Source organism: Deinococcus koreensis (assembly GCF_002901445.1).
In the GTDB taxonomy this organism is placed as follows: Bacteria; Deinococcota; Deinococci; order Deinococcales; family Deinococcaceae; genus Deinococcus; species Deinococcus koreensis.
On sequence record NZ_PPPD01000001.1, the window covers coordinates 3,467,962 to 3,484,650 of the forward strand.

17 protein-coding genes are annotated in these 16,689 nt (G+C 69.5%); 7 read left to right on the top strand and 10 right to left on the bottom strand.

Features of this window, described 5'->3' with window-relative positions:
- The first annotated feature begins 361 nt into the window (after positions 1-361).
- Both CVO96_RS16330 and CVO96_RS16335 read left to right on the top strand, forming a co-directional pair.
- Positions 362-958, top strand: a complete 597-nt coding sequence (locus CVO96_RS16330; RefSeq protein ID WP_243398417.1) for a YceI family protein — start codon at positions 362-364, stop codon at positions 956-958.
- 14 nt (positions 959-972) lie between these two features.
- On the top strand, positions 973-1,395 hold the full coding sequence (locus tag CVO96_RS16335) for a hypothetical protein (RefSeq protein WP_103313145.1): 423 nt from the start codon (positions 973-975) through the stop codon (positions 1,393-1,395).
- A 153-nt stretch (positions 1,396-1,548) separates the two neighbouring features.
- Here the strand turns inward: CVO96_RS16335 and CVO96_RS16340 are convergent, their stop codons facing one another.
- The 3 genes from CVO96_RS16340 to CVO96_RS16350 all read right to left on the bottom strand — a co-directional run bounded on the left by CVO96_RS16340 (position 1,549) and on the right by CVO96_RS16350 (position 5,456).
- A complete protein-coding gene (locus tag CVO96_RS16340; RefSeq protein WP_103313146.1) occupies positions 1,549-3,078 on the bottom strand; it encodes a glycine--tRNA ligase in 1,530 nt (509 codons plus the stop codon).
- Positions 3,079-3,364: 286 nt separating this feature from the next.
- Positions 3,365-4,018, bottom strand: coding sequence for a phosphoribosyltransferase (locus CVO96_RS16345; protein ID WP_103313147.1), 654 nt, complete (start codon positions 4,016-4,018; stop codon positions 3,365-3,367).
- Between the two features lies 1 nt (position 4,019).
- Positions 4,020-5,456: a phytoene desaturase family protein gene (locus tag CVO96_RS16350; protein WP_103313148.1), complete on the bottom strand. Its 1,437-nt coding sequence runs from the start codon at positions 5,454-5,456 to the stop codon at positions 4,020-4,022.
- A gap of 197 nt (positions 5,457-5,653) precedes the next feature.
- Between CVO96_RS16350 and CVO96_RS16355 the strand changes: the two genes are divergently transcribed.
- A complete protein-coding gene (locus CVO96_RS16355) occupies positions 5,654-6,325 on the top strand; it encodes a hypothetical protein (RefSeq protein WP_103313149.1) in 672 nt (223 codons plus the stop codon).
- A gap of 180 nt (positions 6,326-6,505) precedes the next feature.
- The gene (locus CVO96_RS16360; RefSeq protein WP_341476181.1) at positions 6,506-8,680 is read left to right on the top strand and encodes a HelD family protein; all 2,175 of its coding nucleotides are present in this window, start codon (positions 6,506-6,508) and stop codon (positions 8,678-8,680) included.
- Positions 8,681-8,735: 55 nt separating this feature from the next.
- Here the strand turns inward: CVO96_RS16360 and CVO96_RS16365 are convergent, their stop codons facing one another.
- Positions 8,736-9,290: a hypothetical protein gene (locus CVO96_RS16365; RefSeq protein WP_133161812.1), complete on the bottom strand. Its 555-nt coding sequence runs from the start codon at positions 9,288-9,290 to the stop codon at positions 8,736-8,738.
- A gap of 118 nt (positions 9,291-9,408) precedes the next feature.
- A complete protein-coding gene (locus tag CVO96_RS16370) occupies positions 9,409-10,092 on the bottom strand; it encodes a hypothetical protein (RefSeq protein ID WP_133161813.1) in 684 nt (227 codons plus the stop codon).
- A 24-nt stretch (positions 10,093-10,116) separates the two neighbouring features.
- Between CVO96_RS16370 and CVO96_RS16375 the strand changes: the two genes are divergently transcribed.
- Entirely contained in the window at positions 10,117-10,566 is a 450-nt protein-coding gene (locus CVO96_RS16375) for a hypothetical protein (protein WP_103313152.1), read from the top strand.
- Between the two features lie 6 nt (positions 10,567-10,572).
- Here CVO96_RS16375 and miaB read toward each other — a convergent pair whose 3' ends face one another.
- From miaB to CVO96_RS16400, 5 genes are all read right to left on the bottom strand, one after another.
- Positions 10,573-11,952 carry a tRNA (N6-isopentenyl adenosine(37)-C2)-methylthiotransferase MiaB gene (gene miaB / locus CVO96_RS16380; protein ID WP_103313153.1) on the bottom strand — a complete coding sequence of 460 codons (1,380 nt, stop codon included), beginning with the start codon at positions 11,950-11,952 and terminating at the stop codon, positions 10,573-10,575.
- Positions 11,953-12,061: 109 nt separating this feature from the next.
- Positions 12,062-12,568, bottom strand: coding sequence for a hypothetical protein (locus CVO96_RS16385; protein ID WP_103313154.1), 507 nt, complete (start codon positions 12,566-12,568; stop codon positions 12,062-12,064).
- A 65-nt stretch (positions 12,569-12,633) separates the two neighbouring features.
- Positions 12,634-13,059 (bottom strand): hypothetical protein, encoded by a 426-nt coding sequence (locus CVO96_RS16390; RefSeq protein WP_243398418.1) that lies wholly within the window; start codon positions 13,057-13,059, stop codon positions 12,634-12,636.
- Positions 13,056-14,240, bottom strand: coding sequence for an amidase (locus CVO96_RS16395; protein WP_103313155.1), 1,185 nt, complete (start codon positions 14,238-14,240; stop codon positions 13,056-13,058). The genes CVO96_RS16390 and CVO96_RS16395 overlap by 4 nt, the downstream gene beginning before the upstream one ends.
- A 36-nt stretch (positions 14,241-14,276) precedes the next feature.
- Positions 14,277-14,768 carry an LEA/WHy family protein gene (locus CVO96_RS16400; RefSeq protein WP_103313156.1) on the bottom strand — a complete coding sequence of 164 codons (492 nt, stop codon included), beginning with the start codon at positions 14,766-14,768 and terminating at the stop codon, positions 14,277-14,279.
- Between the two features lie 63 nt (positions 14,769-14,831).
- On the opposite strand from CVO96_RS16400, the gene CVO96_RS16405 reads away from it, so the two are divergent.
- Positions 14,832-15,890: a hypothetical protein gene (locus CVO96_RS16405; RefSeq protein ID WP_103313157.1), complete on the top strand. Its 1,059-nt coding sequence runs from the start codon at positions 14,832-14,834 to the stop codon at positions 15,888-15,890.
- 87 nt (positions 15,891-15,977) lie between these two features.
- Positions 15,978-16,640, top strand: coding sequence for an outer membrane lipoprotein carrier protein LolA (locus CVO96_RS16410; RefSeq protein ID WP_103313158.1), 663 nt, complete (start codon positions 15,978-15,980; stop codon positions 16,638-16,640).
- The last annotated feature ends 49 nt before the right edge of the window (positions 16,641-16,689 follow it).

A 16,689-nucleotide genomic window follows, 5' to 3' on the forward strand; every position in this document is an offset into this window, starting at 1 on the left:
CCTGAACCCCGCGCACTTGAACGGGGCCGTCTGAACCCCGGCCAGTAAGCCCGGCGACGCTCCCTGCCAGATGGGCCGCGTGGGTGAAGATTCCGCCATGCGCGGAAGGGGGGGTCGCCCTCTGCTCTGTGGAATGAGCGCGCCACGGATGACCCCTCGACTGACGCGTCAGGCACCCCATCTGCAGTCCTGTGGCCCCTGGTAGCCGATGCCACGACCCGAGGGCATCTGGAGGATTTCGGACGAGACGACACACCGCGTCCTCAGAGACACTGACTAGACTTTCAACAGTCGGTATTTAAAAGTGCTTGATATTGCAGTGCATCTGCGGGCGCGACATGGGCCGACTGGGAGGATCACCATGATGAAATCCCCTTTGAAAACGCTGCCCCTGCTCGCGCTGCTGGGCGGCCTGGTCAGTGCCGCGCCCGTCACCTACACGGTCGTCGCCGCTCCCACCCTGAACCTGATGACCGCCGAGAGCGCCACCGTGGCCGAGACGTTCGTCGCGCGTACCGCAGAGGTCAGTGGAACGCTGAGCTTTGACGCGACGACCAGAACCGGCAGCGGCAAGGTCACGGTGGATGGAACCACCATCAAGACCGGCAACACTTCGCGTGACGGTCACATGCGCTCGGCGGCGTGGCTGAACTTCGACAAGACCCCGGCCATCGTGTTCGAGACGACCGGCGTGAAGTACGTGTCGGGCGACCAGTACGACGTGACTGGCAAACTGACCCTGAACGGCGTGACGCGGCCGGTCACCAGCCGGGCGACCGTCAAGCTCACCCCTGCCAGTGAAGCCACCCGTGCGGCGGGGGCCAGGGGCGATGTGCTGGCGGTGTCCACCGCCTTCAAGGTCAAGCTCAGCGACCATGAGGTTCGCAACGCCCGCATCCCCAATCAGGTCAGCGACACCCTGGCCATCTCCCTGAAGTTCATCGCCAGCGACAAGTAGGCCCGACGGGACGTGTGACCGTGCATCGACTCCGCTCGTGGTTCGCTGGTCTGGCCCTGCTGGCGCTGGCGCTGCTGGGGGTGACGCTGGTCGTCGCGGCCAGCTACGCCCGTGACGCCACCCTGGTGCAACTCGTTCAGCCGGCCGAGGCCGGTATTGCTGACCTGTTCGGCAACGTCGCCGGCCCCGGCACGCTCATCGGCTCGCCCCAGGTCATGATCATCCGTGACCCGGCGGCCTTTCTGGAGGGGCAGACAGACAGCGGGGCGCGGTATGTCAGCGACACCTACCTGAGAGACCAGGGGATCTATCCACTGCAGCTCAAGAGTGTGGCGTTGATCCGCAACATCGTGGCGCTGTCCTGCGCTGCCGCCGCCCTGCTGTTCGGGTCGCTGTGGTGGCTGGCCCGGCGGGGGGGCGCCGGCCCCCGCAGATGAAGATTCCACGCAGAGGTGTCGCCCATCCAATCCACCCTGGATCAGCAACAGAACGGAGCCCCCGCCAGTGTGCGGGGGCTCTCTGTGCGGGCGACCAACGTCCGGGTCTGGATACCGTCCTGGCCGGCATCACATCCGCCTCTACACGGCGGGTCAGCGCAGCTTCGCCTGAATCCAGCTGCTCAACTCGCTGATCCTCACCCGCTCCTGGGCCAGCGTATCGCGGTCGCGCACGGTCACGGTGTCCTTCAGGTTCGCGTCGGACGCGTTGTCGCCGGAACCGATGCCCACGGTGTCGAAGTCCACGGTCACGCAGAACGGCGTGCCCACCTCGTCGTGGCGGCGGTAGGCCTTACCGATGTTGCCCGAATCCTCGTACAGCACGCGGCCCAGGCCCAGGCCCTGCAGCTCGGCCTTGATCGCCTTGGCCACCGTCGTGATCTCCTCGCGGTTGCGGGCCAGCGGGATCACGGCCACCTTGATGGGCGCCAGGTGCGGCCGGAGCTTCAGCACGATGCGCTCGTTGCCGTTCTCCAGCGTTTCCTTGGTGAAGGCCTCGGCCATCACGGCCAGAAACGCGCGGTCGACCCCGGCGGACGGCTCGATGACGAAGGGCACGACCGGCTTGTTCGTCTCCGGGTGCGGGATGGTCAGCTTGGCGATGGAGTCGTGGTTCTCCTCGACCCGCGCGACCAGCCCGAGTTCGTCCTGGTTCTTGGTGTGGCTCCCCAGGTCGTAGTCGGAACGGTTGGCGATGCCCTCGATCTCCTCATGGCCCAGGGTGGGGTAGTCGTACATCAGGTCGTAGGTGCGCTTGGAATAGTGCGCGAGGTCTTCTTTCGGCACGTCCAGGATCTCGATCTTGCCGCGCGGCACGCCCTGGTCTTCCCACCACTTCAGGCGCTTTTCCAGCCAGTGCGCGTGCCAGTCCTCGTCGGTGCCGGGCACGCAGAAGAACTCGATCTCCATCTGCTCCAGCTCGCGCACCCGGAAGATGAAATTGCGCGGCGTGATCTCGTTGCGGAAGGCCTTGCCGATCTGCGCGATGCCGAAGGGCAGGCGCCGGGAGGTGGAGTCCACGACGTTCTTAAAGTTGGTGAAGATGCCCTGGGCGGTCTCCGGGCGCAGGTAGCCGTACGAGTCGTCGTCGGCGACCGGCCCGATGGTCGTCTTGAACATCATGTTGAAGGGCTTGGGCTCCGTCCACTCGCCGACCTCGCCGGAAAAGGCGTCGCGCACCCCTGCCGCACGGAGAGCTTCGGAAGCCTTCGCCGGGTTCGCGTTCAGCGCCGCCACCAGCGCCGGGAAGTTCTCGGCCTCCACGCCCATCGCCTCGGCCACCTTGCCGATCACGTCGGCCTTCTGGTCTTTCACCAGATGATCCAGGCGGTAGCGCTTGTTGTTCTTCTTGTTGTCGACCATCGGGTCGGAGAAGGTCGCCTCGTGGCCCGAGTGGCGCAGCACCATGCGGTGCATGATGATCGAGGCGTCCAGGCCCTCCATGTCGTCGCGCTCGTAGACGTTGGCGCGCCACCAAGAGGCCTTGAGGTTGTTCTTCAGCTCCACGCCCAGCGGGCCGTAGTCGTAGAAGCCCTGCAGGCCGCCGTAGATCTCACTGCCCTGGAAAATGAAGCCCCGGCGTTTGCACAGGCTGACGAGTTCTTCCATCGATTGTGCCGGCATACGGTCTCCTTTCTGAGCGATGACAGTGCGCCCCAGACGGCGCATCGCTGCTCGCTCGTCTGGGGACGCAGATCGCTTCGAGAGCACCACCACGCGGTTCCACCCCAGTTCCGGTCACCGCTCTCTGCGGCCTGGCCGGCACTTGTGTGCTTTCAGCTCCCCGCTGCCCTTCGGGCGCCGCTGTCCGCCCGACTCTCACCGTCTCGGGCTCGCTCATGGACGCTCCTGCGCCGTACTCCTGCGGATCAATGCCTGCGCGTAGTCTGCCCCGCAGCGGGGGAGGGGGTCAAGCGCCCGGCCCCGCAGCCGCCGCCAGCGCCGCCTCCACTGCCTCGTCGCTGGTCTGGCTGAAGTCGCGGTAATACAGGCCCACGGCCGTGAGGTGCTCGGGGGTCAGGACGCAGATCACGTCGTCGGCCAGTTGCTGCAGTTCCTCCACGGTGTCGGGAGCGCCCACGGGGACGGCCACCACCACGCCCGCCGCCCCCAGGTGCCGGGCGGCCAGGATCGCGGCGCGCATCGTCGCCCCGGTCGCCAGCCCGTCGTCGACCAGCAGGGCGGTGCGGCCGCTCAGGTTCAGCGGCGACCGTCCGGCGCGGTAGCGGGCCTCGCGCCGCTGCAGCTCGGCTTCCTCGCGCGTTTCCACGGCCCTCAGAACCTCGGGAGAGATGCCCAGGCGCCGGATCAGGTCGTCGTTCAGGGCCCGCGCGCCGCCGGGGCCGATGGCGCCCAGGGCCAGTTCCTCGTGGCCGGGCAGGCCCAGCTTGCGGACGACCAGCACGTCCAGCGGGGCCTGGAGGGCGCGGGCCACGGGCGCGGCCACCGGGACTCCACCGCGCGGCAGGGCCAGGACTGTCGTGCCCTCCCAGGCCCCCCGGCCCAGCACCACCTCGGCGAGGCGTTCCCCCGCCTGCGCCCGGTCGGCGAAGCGCCCGGACATCTCACACCTCCTCGCGCAGGCCGAACTCGTCCTTCAGGGCGGCGTACGCGGCGTGGTATCCCGCCATCCCGTGAATGCCGCCCCCCGGCGGCGTGGAGGAGGAACACAGGTACACACCGCGCACGGGCGTCCGGTAAGGCGTGGCACTCAGTACCGGCCGCGCCAGCAGGCCCCACAGCGTGCCGCTCCCTCCGTTCACGTCGCCCCCGTGAAACACCGGGCTGAACGCCTCCAGCATGGGCGCATCGGTCACGCGCGAGGCGAGCACGCGCCCCTGGAAACCGGGGGCGAAGCGCTCGATCTGGGCCTCCACCTGGGGTCGGATGTCGGCGGTACTGCCGCTGGGCACGTGGGCGTAGGCCCAGAAAGTGTGCGCCCCGGCCGGCGCGCGGCTGGGGTCGAACAGCGTGTGCTGGGCGCACAGCACGTAGGGCCGCGCCGAGACCCGCCGCGCCGCCTGCGCCTCGGAAGCCGCGATCTCGTCCGCCCCGCCCCCGAGATGCACCGTCGCCGCCCGCGCCACCCGCCCGTCCGCCCAGGGCACCGGGCCGCTCAGGGCGTAGTCGAACTTCTGGATGCCGGGGCCGTAGCGGAAGCCCTCCAGCGCGCGGCGGTAGGCGGCCGGTGCCCGCTCTCCCAGGATGTCCAGCAGCACGCGGGGGCTGGAATCGACCAGCGTGGCCCGTGCCTCGGGGAGGTCGCCGGGGCCGCGCACGCGCACGCCCGTGACCACCTCGCCGCCCAGGTGCTCCAGATAGCCGCGCAGGGCGTCCGCGATGGCCTGCGCCCCGCCGCGTGGGAAGGGCCAGCCGACCGCGTGCCCCAGCAGCGCCAGCACCAGCGTGGCCGCAGACGTTCCCGGCGTGCTCAGCGGCAGGATCGAATGCGCCGCCAGCCCGGCCCACAGCGCGCGGGCCTCGGGGGTGCGGAACAGCGCCCGGCCCAGCCCCTCCGCTGGCGGCAGCCCACGCACGCCGAAGCGCGCCAGCGTGAGGGGGTGGCCCGGCACGCGCGGCAGCGGGCGCAGGATGTCGCCCAGCAGCCCCTCCCAGTCGTCCAGCAGCGGCCTCATCAGGCGGCGGTAGGCGGGGCCGTCGCGCCCCAGGCCGTCCGCAGTGGCATCCAGGCTGCGTTCCAGGGTCACGCTGCGGCCGCCGTCCAGCGGGTGCGCGACCGGGGCGGGCGGCTGCACCCAGCTCAGGCCGAAGGCGTGCAGCGGCCACTGCCGGAAGGCCGGACTGGCCACGCTCAGCGGGTGGATGGCCGAGCCGTAGTCGTGGATGAAGCCGGGCCGGGTCAGTTCCAGCGAGCGCAGGCCGCCGCCCACCCGATCCTGGGCCTCGATGACCTGCACCCGCAGGCCCGCCCGCGCCAGCGTGATCGCGGCTGAGAGCCCGTTGTGGCCCGCGCCCACCACCACTGCGTCGAGGGGTGCCATGAGCGCACTCTAGGCCCGCTGCGGGGTGGCCGCCAGTCGCCCGGCGTTCACGTTCGTCCGTGGCGTGGCCCAGAGGACGTCGGGGGGTCAGGGGCCACCGTCGCCCTGCCACCCCCAGGAGCGAGGGCCCAATCCCCCCAATCGGGGGAGACAAGATTGCGCTTTCATGAGTGTCACCTGAGTGTTACCTTCGAAGTATGAAAAATCAGACGCTGGCTCTGCCCATCGGCCTCGTTCTCGCGGCGCTGACGGCCTGCATGGCGGTCGAGCGGGGCCAGCAGTCCGACTTTCCGGTGGAGCAGCCCTCGATGCTCAGCGAGACCACGGTGCTGCCCGGCCAGACGGTCTATGTCAGCTACTCCTACCCCCGTGCCATGTTCGAGGCCGACAACGAGTTCGAGGCCCGCTTCGATGCCCTGGCCTTCGACTACAGCGGCGTCCGCACCAGCGACGACAGGGTGCCCAACGTCTACGCGGCCGCGCCGTGGTTCATGCTGAGGGCGGTGGAGGCCCCCACGGGGGTGAGTGTGGCGCTGGTGAAGGCGAATCTGGCCCGCGTGGTGACCCAGACCCGGGTCGTGGGCGACTCCGTGAACGTCAAGTACCGCGATGAATTCAAGCTGCTCTACCGGGTGAGCGTGTCTCCGGACTTCGACCCCCCGGCCCTCACGGCCGCGCAGGAGGGGGTCAACGCGGCCACGGAGCCCGCCACGAAGGCGTCCCCCTCGCCCACCACCAGCGTCATCAAGACCCTGCTGGAGAAATACGCCGGCGACCTGGGCGGACTGAGCGCCAACCGCGCCCGGCTGACCTTCTCGGACGGCAGCCGCACGAGCACTGCCAGCCTCTTCCTGAAGTACCGCAAGTAGCGCCCCCAGGGCCGCCACGCTGGACGGCGGGGGCAGACCGGGGAATGCCGGGGCTGCCCCCTGTGCGGTTCGGCAACTCCTCTCTCCGCCGTCAGCCCTGCGGCGGTGAGCACACCGGGCGCGGAAAAACCCTGCTCCACTGAACGAACGGCGCTCCGCCATCCGTCTATCCTGAAACGGATGTCTTCGCGCGCTCCCGTCCGTCTCCCCGCCTACGCCCCACATCCTGATTTCGACCACGAGAGCGACCACCTGGAAGGCACGGTGGCCGCCATGCTGCGCCAGATTGAATTCTGGGAGGACCGCGACCGCCAGATGGGCGCCGATCTGGAAACCTCGATCATCCTGGGCGACGAGGCGGAGGAACACGCCGCCATGCTCTCGCCGCACGTCCACCAGCCGTATTTCGGCTCGCTCAAGGTGCGCGTGGCGGGGCGCGAGCAGGTGCTCTACGTGGGCAAGCACGCCTTCCGCGACGTGAAGGGGCCGCACAGCGTGGTCTCGTGGGATTCGGAGGTCGGCAGCCTGTTCTACCAGGAGGCGCTGACCTGGACACCCCGGCGCGGCAGCGCGGGCACCATCCGCCGGCGCCGGCAGCTGGACGTGGCCCACAAGCAGCTCCTGCGCGTGACCGACCTGTACGACGACGAGCATGGCGGCGACACCGGCGGCCGCGAGGAGGTGCTGCTCAGGCGGCTGGAGGAAGGCAGCACCGCCGGCATGCGCGACGTGGTGGAGACGCTGCAGCCCGAGCAGAACGAGGCCATGCGCTTTCCGGCCGGCACGCCCGTGATCATCCAGGGCGCGGCGGGCAGCGGCAAGACCACCATCGGCTTTCACCGCCTGTCGTGGATGACCAACGCCGAGCGCGGCCGCCACCAGGCCCGTCCCGAGGCCTGCATGGTGCTGATGCCTAACCGCGTGCTGGCCTCCTACGCCGCGCGCATCCTGCCGGAACTCGACCTGCACAGCGTCAACGTGACCACCCCCGAGCACTGGGCGGTGGGCCTGCTGGGGCTGGAGAAGCTGGAGGTCACGGACCGCACGCTGACCCTGCTCCTCACGGACCGCGACAACACCCGCCGCGCCCTGGCCTGGCGGCGCGCCAAGCTGCTGGGCGACGCCCGCATGCTGGACGTGGTGCGCACCCACCTCTGGACGCGCTTCACGGCGGCCCTGCGCGGCCAGGGCCTCAAGGAATCCGTGGAGCTGCGCGGCCGCGAAGGGCTGACCCTGACCCTGACCGACGCCGACCTGTACACCATTCTCAGCGACACCTTCGCCCGCGATCCCCTGGAGGGCTACCGCGCGGGCTTCCGCGCCCTGCTGGAGGCCGAGGCCCTGAGCCGCCTGCACGTGCCCGACGACGAGGAAGCCGGCGTCCTGAAGCAGCTCTCCGCCCCCGTGACCACCCTGCTGGGCCGGATTTTCGCCAGCACCACGCCGGTCACCGAGACCCGCCGCCTGCTCGCCAGCCCCGAGGCCCTGGCCGTGAGTGGCCTGCTGCAGGAGCGCGAGATCCAGCTCCTGCAGGCCGACCCCCTGGGCGGCATCCCCACCCCGCGCCGCGCCCACGCCGACGTGACCGAGCTGCCCCTGATGCTCGCCATGCAAGCCTTCATGGGCGGCATCGGCCGCGCGGTGGGCCGCGAACTGGAGGTGTTCGACCATGTGGTGCTGGACGAGGCGCAGGATTACTCCCCACTGCTGTACGCGCTGCTGGCCCGCGCCACCCGCCCCGGCCACATCACGGCGCTGGGCGACCTGAACCAGGGGATGCACGGCTACAAGGGGCCGTCGTCCTGGGAGGCGGTGCAGGCGCAGCTGCCCGGCGCGCAGGTGCTCACCCTGAGCCGCACCTACCGCTCGACCCGACAGATCACCGAACTGGGCGCCCGCATCGCCGCCACCTACAACCGCGCCGCCCACGTCCAGGGCGTCGACCGCGACGGCGACCCCATCCAGCGCTACGTGGCCCCGGCCGGCCCAGACGGCGAACTGCCACTGCTGGCCCGCGCCGTGAAGGATGCCCAGAAAGCCGGACACAGCAACATCGCCATCGTCACGCGCCGCGCCATCGACGCCGACCGTCTGGCCGAGGCGCTACGCGAGCACGACACCGATGCCCAGCCCATCACCACGCAGGAGCACCGCTATACCGGCGGGCTAGTGATCCTGCCGGTCAGTCTCGCCAAGGGCCTGGAGTTCAGCGCGGCCATTGTCGCCAGCGCCAACGCCGAGACCTACGACGACAGCACCGAATACGAGCGCCGCCTGCTGTACGTGTCGGCCAGCCGCGCCCTGCACTGGCTGGGGCTGGTCAGCGTGGACGAGCTGCACCCGCTCATTCAGTAGACAGAAATCAAAGACCGCCCCTATTGGTGGGGGCGGTCTACAAGCAGCGCGGCTCTTACAAAGTGCAGTTTGCGACCGGAATACCCTGGACGCTCTTGACAACGTTGCTGGTTGTCACACCATCCCGGCTGACGCCCTGAACGTTCAGGAAGGTTACTCCCTTGACCGTAAAGGTTTTGACGGGACTGACGACGATGGCCTGAGCGCTCAGCCCCAGCGACTTGGCGCTCAGCGGGGCCACTCCTGCACCAACCGTGATTTCGAACTGGGAGGGATTGCCAGAGTAGCCGGTGGTCAGGAAGGGAGTGTAGACCGTCTGCTTCCCACCTTTGCTCCCTTCAAGCTGGAAGCCAAAACGTGCCGCTTCGCCGTCCCAGTCGAGCGTGGAGTAAAGACGAGTACTGAAGTTGTCGCAGATGATCGAAGAACCGGCCGCATAGGTCGTTCCCGTGCTGGTGTCCGTATAGGCCGTTGGCAACGTGTATTCGCTCTTGTATTCAAGGAGTTGAAGGTTTCGGACAGGATCGCTGCTTGGCGTCACCACGACATCGACACCACAACTCGCCAGAAGACCCGTCAGACCGACTGCTGCCAGAAGCACTTTTTTCATGTCTTTCACTCTGCTGCCCAAAGCTGATGCCCGTGTGATGCGCCCTTGAGAGATTCTGAGGCGAGGGCAAATGAAAGCGGCCAGAGCGCGAAGCCCTGGCCCATAGTGAGGTGTGAGGTCAGTTGGAGAGGGGCTGGGCGGTGTTCTGCACGGTGCAGTTGCTGTAGACGGGAATGACCCGGAGGTAACGGCTATCAATGTCAAAGCTAGATGTAGAGGTGTTGATCTTCAGGTTCGTGTAGAACCCGTTGCCCACCTTATTGGCTACCGTCACGGTTTTGACCTTCTGCACGGCAGGGGAAACCACGATGCTGGTGGGCAGCAGCTTGCCGGTTGAGGAGTTGGCGTCGAAGTAGAAGACGTAGTTGCCGTTCTCCAGCTTCTGGAGCTTGGACGCCGGCACATTCTCCTTGAAGTTGGGATCTTCCTGGGCACTGGTGTTGCTGTACAGGCTGAGATCCACCGACTGGATAGTGCCGGCTGCGGCGAACTCGATCTTCACCTGGGTCGAGGCCGAGCGGCCCGCGCTGGCGTTCGACACATTGTCACAGCCCACGTATTGACCCGCGCCCGTCGTGTACTCGGTGGTCAGATCCACGATCCGCGCCGATGCGCTGCCATCCGGCGCCACACCGCTCGATCCGCACGCTGCCAGAATGCCACTCAACCCGATCATGCCGATCATCAAGTTCTTCATGCTGTCCACTGTCACCTGTCCACCTGATGCCAGTGTGATTGTTTCTTGAGCAAGTCTGAGGATACCCGTCTGCTGTTCGGCTGGGCCGCCGCTGAGGCTTTTCATGATCGCTGTGGGTAAGCTCCGGATATGCGTTTGCTGAGTGCCCTCTGCCTGCTGGGAATCCTGAGCGCCTGTGCGCCCACCCTGACCACCCCGGAGTCCCGCCTGACCGGTCAGACCACGTTCACGGGCGCGCTCCTGTCGGTGACGGTGGTCAACGAGGGGCCCTACGACCTGATGCTGGACAACTCCTGCCCGCGCCCCTTCGAACTGCAGGTGTCGCAACCCCAGGGGAGTGTGGCGGTGGCGGCCCTGGCGCAGCAGCTCGCCACCTGTTCGGACGTAAAACTGCCGCCCCAGCGCTGGCCGGTGCGCGGCACCTTCACGGCGGCGGTGGTGCTCAACCTGCCGTCCGGGAAGCATGAGCTGACGCCCACGGCGGTCGTGCGGGTACAGGTGGCGCCGGGCGGCAAACCCCAGGGCGCCTACCGGACGGTGCGGGTCAGTGCCCCGGCCGTGACCCTCGTCGTGCCGTAGGCGGGCTCAGGCCATCTGCAACGGGGCGCTCATGGCCGCCGCCTCGGGGTTCAGGCGGGGCAGCTCGGGAAGCTCCTGACCGCCCTCGCCCAGCACGCGGCCGTACATCATGTGGGGCGTGGCGTGCCCGATCCGTACCCGGTAGACGCCGGGGCCGTCGGCGCCGATCGCGCGGGACACCACGGTCGGGTGGTTGCCGCGCGTGTGGCCCTCCAGGAAGCCCTCGCTGTGGGCGTCGCCCCGGATCAGCACCTCCTGAATCGAGCCGACGTGGGCGGCGTTGCGGCGCGCACTCCATTCCTTCTGCTTCACGATCAGTCGTTGCAGGCGCTCAGTCTTGACCTCGCGCGGCAGGTCGGCAAAGTGCTTGTAGCTGGGCGTGCCGGGGCGCGGCGAGTAGATGAACATGTACGCGGAGTCGTAGCCCACCTCGTCGTACAGGCTCAGGGTGTCCTGAAAATCCTCCTCGGTCTCGCCGGGAAAGCCCACGATGATGTCGGTGGCCAGCACGGCGTGCGGCAGGTGCCTGCGGATATCGGCGATGTGCGACAGGTACTGCTCACGGGTGTACTCGCGGGCCATACGCCGCAGCACGCGGTCGGAACCGCTCTGCACGGGCAGATGCACGAACTCGCAGACCGCCGGGGTCTCGGCCATCGCGGCGGCCACGTCCTCGGTGAAGTTCATGGGGTGGCTGGTCGTGAACTTCACGCGGCTCACGCCACTGCGCCCGACCAGCCGCAGCAGGTCGGCGAAACTGGGGTAGCCCGCCAGCTTTGCGCCCCCATCCACGCCGTAGGCGTTCACGTTCTGGCCCAGCAGCGTCACCTCCTGCACGCCGGCCGCGAGCTGCATGTCCAGCTCGCGCAGGATGTCGTCCGGCGAGCGGCTGACCTGCGGGCCGCGCGTGGTCGGCACGATGCAGTAGGTGCAGTGGTGATCGCAGCCGCGCATGATCGTCAGGTGCGCCTGCAGTTTTCCGGCCGGCGGCGGCGGGATGTGGCCGTGCAGCTCGTCCTTGAACTGCAGCCCCCAGAAGCGCTCGTTGCTCTCCAGCGCCTTCCCGATATCCAGCAGGCTGCCCGGCCCGAGCAGCACGTCGACCTCGAACTTGCGGGCCATCTGCTGGCCTTCCTCGAGCTGCGCGAGGCAGCCCATCATACCGACCACCAGGGGGCGCTGGGTCTTGAGCTTGCGGAGTTCGCCCAGCACCGAGCGCACCTTGTCGACCGGCTTGCCGCGCACCGCGCAGGTGTTGATCAGGACGAAATCCGCCTCGTCCACGCCGTCCACGATGTCGGCGCCCAGCGAGACCAGCTGGGACTGCACGAGGTGCGTGTCGTATTCGTTCATCTGGCACCCGTAGGTGATCAGGTGGGCTTTCATGGGCTCTCCTCTCGGCTGGCCGGATGGAGTCCGGGGCCTTATGCACCGGCCCAGGCGTTGGGCACGGCGACCACGGGAGAGTCTAGCGCAGCGTGGTCTGGCGCGGCTCTCAGGGGTTGGCGGGGGGTGGCGGGGTGGGCGTGGTCGGACTGGCGGGCACGGCGGCCGGCGCCGCTCCCACCTTGTTCAGCTCCACCACGTAGCCCAGCAGCTCCTTGCCCAGCAGCACGGTTCGCAGCGTGCCGTTGATCTTCTCGCCGGCCACCACGGCGTGCAGGTTGGCGCGGTGCTGGTCGCCGTTCTCGTACATCTGCAGCTCCAGCGCGCCGCCCTGGGCCGCCTTCCTGAAGGTGCCGCTGGCGGCGTAGGACTTGCGGCTTTCCAGGTTGGTCAGCACGCCCGCCGCGCGGCCCTCGCGCTCCTGGATGGTCAGGGTCAGGCGGTAGGGGACCCGGCCGGTGCCGCCCACGCCGATGCCCTCGTACAGGCCGTTCACGCTACGTTCCAGGGCGGTCAGGGGACTCAGGAAGGCGCCCCAGGCGCAGCCGCTGAGGCTGACGGCCAGCACGGACAGCGCGGCAGGCCGCAGGGCGCGGCGAATGGTGCTTGAGAGCATGGGCCGAGCGTACCCGCCGATCATGAAGGGTGCCTGACGCGGCGTCTGGCCCTGTGGGCGCCCATTCACCGGCGCACCCGCTTCATGCTCAGGCCGTGGCGCAGGCCGTTGATGGTGAGATTGCCGGTCAGGGTCTCGCCCCGGATGGTGCCCGACAGCAGGGCGCCCGCCTTGAGGGGCACGTCCTGCACCCCGAAGCCCAGCAGGCTGGCCCGCAGCCTGGGCGACTCGCCCGCCGAGATCTGCGCGCTGAGGGTGTCGCCCTCCGGGGTGGGGAGCAGGGTGCCGGCGGCCAGGAAGCTGTCGCCGCTGGTGCGGTTGTCCAGCGTGCCGCGAATCTCGTGGGTCTGCACGTTCTCGGTGAAGGTCAGCCGGTAACGCTGCACGGAGATCACCACGCGGGCCGAGCCCTCCCAGACCTGCACCGGCTGGGCGGTGGTCACCGGCGCGCATGCGCCCAGCGGCAGCGCGAGGGGCAGAAGACGCTTCAACGCCCCTCCTCCAGCGCCAGGCCCAGGCCCAGCAGGCGGTCGTCCTCGCCGGGCCGGCCCACGAGTTGCACGCCCACAGAGGGGGTACCGGTGGGCAGCGCCAGCACGGGCACGCCCAGCAGGCTGAAGGGCGCCGTGATCCGCAGCACCGCGCGGCGCAGGGGCGTCCGGCCCTCGCCGATCTCCACCTCGTCCTGCCCGATGAGGGGTGGGGGCGTGGGCACGGTGGGCGCCAGCAGCACATCGAACGAGCGGAAAAGGTCGCCCAGCACGGCGCGGTACTCCTCGCGCCGGGCGAAGGCGGTCTGCAGGTCGGCGTCGCCGAGCGCCTGGCCCTGCCGCAGCGCCGCCAGCGTGAAGGGCAGGAAGCCGGGATCGTTCAGCTCCAGCGCCTGGGCATGAACCCGCGCGGCCTCGCCGAGCACGATGGGCGAATAGGCGTCCAGCACCTCCGGGAAGGCCACGGGGGAGAGGGTGGCGCCTCTGCTGGTGAGCGCCGCCGCGAAGGAGTCCACCGCCTGTTCCACCGTCCCGTCCGTCCAGCCCTCCGGCATCCACACCCCGACCCGCAGACCGTCCCACGGCTGCGCCCCGACCTCCTGCCCGGTCAGGGCGCCGTGCACGCGGGCGATGGTCTTGACGTCCCGCGCCAGGGGGCCGGCGTGGTCGCAGGTGGGCGAGAGGGGCAAGACCCCCTCCAGGCTCCAGGCGGGATGCCCCTTCGTCGGCTTGAAGCCCGCTACCCCGCACCACGCCGCCGGCACGCGGATGCTGCCGCCCGTGTCGGTGCCCAGCGCGAAGTCCACCTGACCCAGCGCCACGCTGACGGCCGCGCCGCTGGAACTGCCGCCCGGCACGCGCCGGGGGTCGGAGGGATGGAGCGTGCCGCCGAAGCCGTTCGCGCCCGTGATCCCCAGCGCGATCTCGTGCAGATGGGTCTTGCCCACGGCATCGGCCCCGAGATCCAGCAGGCGGCGCACCAGTGCGCTGGGGCCGGGTTCGGGCACCGGGGCGCGGGTGCTGGCGTGCAGCGGCCAGCCCGCCACCCCGTACAGATCCTTGACGCTGAAGCTCAGGCCGGACAGCGGGCCGCCGGGGGCGCCGGCCAGCGGCGTGGCAGGCCGGTAGGCCCAGGCGCGGTGCGGGTCAGACGTGGGCGGATCGGACGCAGTCGGGGTCACGCCTCCAGAGTACGGGGCGCCGGGTCATCGTGGACATTAGAAGGGCAGGATCGGCTCCTGCTTCCACTGGCCCTGGGCCAGCGTGAACGGCCCGAAGCGCTGCAGCCCCAGCGGCCCGAAATCGGCCGTGAAGCCGCCGTCCAGCCGGTAGGTCACGCCCTGGCCCCGCGCGATCTTCAGGAACGAGGCGGCCGTGTTCAGGGTCACGGGGATGGACACGTTCGCCGTCTGGTTCGCCGAGCCGCGCGCCGGGACGTTCACGTTGGGCAGCTCCACCTGCCCGACCCGCGCGCCGTCCACGATCACGTCGGTCAGGATGTTCGCCATCCGCAGCCCGATGGCGTTGGGATTCGAGACCTTCAGGTTCAGGGTCACGTCCGCGACCGGCGTGCCGCCGAAGCCGCCCGGCAGGCTCAGGCGCGTCAGGCGCACGCCCTGCACCTCCACAGTGGGCACCTGCAGGATCTGGGTCGGGGCGCAGGCGCTCAGGGCAAGCAGGGTCACGGCAGCGGGCAGGCACTTACGCATGGACTCACGTTACCCTGCGGCCTCACACGGAACCTGACGGGAGCCGCTGCTAGGCTTGGCCGCATGAACACTGGCCCCCTGACCGCACCGACCCTGACGCTTCGCCGGCTGCTGATGAGCACGTCCCTGACGCTGCTGCCCCCAGTGCTGCTGGGAGGTGCAGGCGCCACCGGCATCGACTTCGGCGTGGCCTACCGCAGCGGCCAGGGCACCCTGCTCGACTCCGCCTGGGCGCGGGTCGGCGTGTCCGACGTCGACTTTCTGGGGGGCGCCGTCTCGGCCGGGGTCTCCACCCGCGCAGCCGACCTGGCCTATGCCCGCAGCCTGAGCCTGCCCCCGCTGGGCGCCGTGACCTCGCGCAGCGACCTGGCCGTGACCTGGCAGGGCGGCGTGCGGCTCTCGTCGCGGGCCACGGCGAGCCTGGGGCCGGTGGCGCTGAACCTGGGGGGGGCGTATTTCACCACGTCGGCCCTGAACGTCGATCCGCTGGCGGCCTGGGCGGCGGCCCCCACCGATCTGCGCGCTCAGGGCTGGAACGCGGATATCACCGCGCGATACCGCGTGAACCGCACGCTGGTGGCGGTGGCGGGCGGCGAGTTCGGCCCGCAGAATCACGGCCTGCTCGGGGTGGAGGGTCGCCGCGAGCTGACCCGCACGCTGCCGCCCGCCGAGGGCGACGACGCCGACACCCCGCCCGAGACCGAGACCACCGGCACCCTGACCTGGCGACTCGGCGCGCGGGCCGGCCAGGACGTGCTGGCCGCCACCGCCGGCCTGAGCTACGCCACCCCGGCGGGCCTGAGTCTGGCCGTCGACGGCCTGCTGGGCCCGGACGACCTGGGCCTGAGCGCCAGCGTGAACGCGCCCGACACGCTGGGCGAGGGCAGCACCCTGCGCCTGTACGCCGCCTACGAACCCTGGCGCACCGCGAGCGCCCCGCTGCGGGTGGGGGCGGAGTACGGGCGGCCGCTCGGCGCCGGCCAGCTGGCCCTGAACGTGAGTGGGGGCCGCGACCGCCAGGGTGTGAGCGGCTTCGGCGCCCGGCTGGGCTACCGCCTGACTCTGGGGGCAGCGAGCCCGGAGCAGGGCCCGCCGGAAGAGGGCGGGCCGCAGACACCCTGACGGCCGCGGGAGCCCCGCCCCCAGAGCCTAAACCCGGCGTCAGGGCCGGCGCCCTCTTCTCATGAGGGTGGACGGGATACTCGCTCCATGAAGACCACCCGACTTTTCGCCCTGACGCTGGGAGTTGCCCTGACCGGCGCCGCCCAGGGCCAGACGGCTCAGGACATCATCGGCAAGGTGGACGCTGCCCAGCGGGCCTCCAAGGACATCTCGTTCCGGCTGTCGGGCAACGCCACGCTGGAATCCAGCAGCCAGAAGCTCGATCTGCTGGTCAAGACCATTCCGTCGCTGAGTCTGGTGCGCGTGCAGTTCAACGCCCCCGACGCCCTGGCCGACAACATCTTCGTGGCCGACAAGACCGAGGTGCGCCAGTACCTGTACCTCACCAACCAGGTCACGGTGACCTCGGCCAAGAAGGCGGCCGACGGCGCCGGGCTGAGCGGCCTGGACTTCACGCAGGTCGGCAACACCGCCGCCATGCTCAGTTCCTTCGACGTGAAGCTCCTGGGCAGCAGTGGGGCGGCGGGCAAGCGAACCTTCCAGCTCGAGGCCACGCCCAGGTCGGGCCAGTCCGACAAGACCCGGGTCTGGATCGCCGAGGACGGCTGGCGCCCGACCCGCATCCAGGTGGTGAACACCGCCGGCAAGACCCTGGCCGACCTGACCATCTCCAACTTCCGCAAGAACACCGGCCTCAGCGTGTCGACCCTCAAGCAGCTGCCCAAGGACGCCGAAATCATTCGGCAGTAACCGGCCTCAGGCCGCCTGACCCACCAGGCTCAGCACAGACCACATCAGG

Coding starts and splice junctions, on each gene's coding strand:
- CVO96_RS16410 (WP_103313158.1), top strand. CDS start 15,978: ATGAAGACCACCCGACTTTTCGCCCTGACGCTGGGAGTTGCCCTGACC.
- CVO96_RS16370 (WP_133161813.1), bottom strand. CDS start 10,092: ATGAAAAGCCTCAGCGGCGGCCCAGCCGAACAGCAGACGGGTATCCTC.
- CVO96_RS16345 (WP_103313147.1), bottom strand. CDS start 4,018: ATGTCCGGGCGCTTCGCCGACCGGGCGCAGGCGGGGGAACGCCTCGCC.
- CVO96_RS16360 (WP_341476181.1), top strand. CDS start 6,506: ATGTCTTCGCGCGCTCCCGTCCGTCTCCCCGCCTACGCCCCACATCCT.
- CVO96_RS16355 (WP_103313149.1), top strand. CDS start 5,654: ATGAAAAATCAGACGCTGGCTCTGCCCATCGGCCTCGTTCTCGCGGCG.
- CVO96_RS16365 (WP_133161812.1), bottom strand. CDS start 9,290: ATGAAAAAAGTGCTTCTGGCAGCAGTCGGTCTGACGGGTCTTCTGGCG.
- CVO96_RS16375 (WP_103313152.1), top strand. CDS start 10,117: ATGCGTTTGCTGAGTGCCCTCTGCCTGCTGGGAATCCTGAGCGCCTGT.
- CVO96_RS16350 (WP_103313148.1), bottom strand. CDS start 5,456: ATGGCACCCCTCGACGCAGTGGTGGTGGGCGCGGGCCACAACGGGCTC.
- miaB (WP_103313153.1), bottom strand. CDS start 11,952: ATGAAAGCCCACCTGATCACCTACGGGTGCCAGATGAACGAATACGAC.
- CVO96_RS16400 (WP_103313156.1), bottom strand. CDS start 14,768: ATGCGTAAGTGCCTGCCCGCTGCCGTGACCCTGCTTGCCCTGAGCGCC.
- CVO96_RS16330 (WP_243398417.1), top strand. CDS start 362: ATGATGAAATCCCCTTTGAAAACGCTGCCCCTGCTCGCGCTGCTGGGC.
- CVO96_RS16340 (WP_103313146.1), bottom strand. CDS start 3,078: ATGCCGGCACAATCGATGGAAGAACTCGTCAGCCTGTGCAAACGCCGG.
- CVO96_RS16405 (WP_103313157.1), top strand. CDS start 14,832: ATGAACACTGGCCCCCTGACCGCACCGACCCTGACGCTTCGCCGGCTG.
- CVO96_RS16385 (WP_103313154.1), bottom strand. CDS start 12,568: ATGCTCTCAAGCACCATTCGCCGCGCCCTGCGGCCTGCCGCGCTGTCC.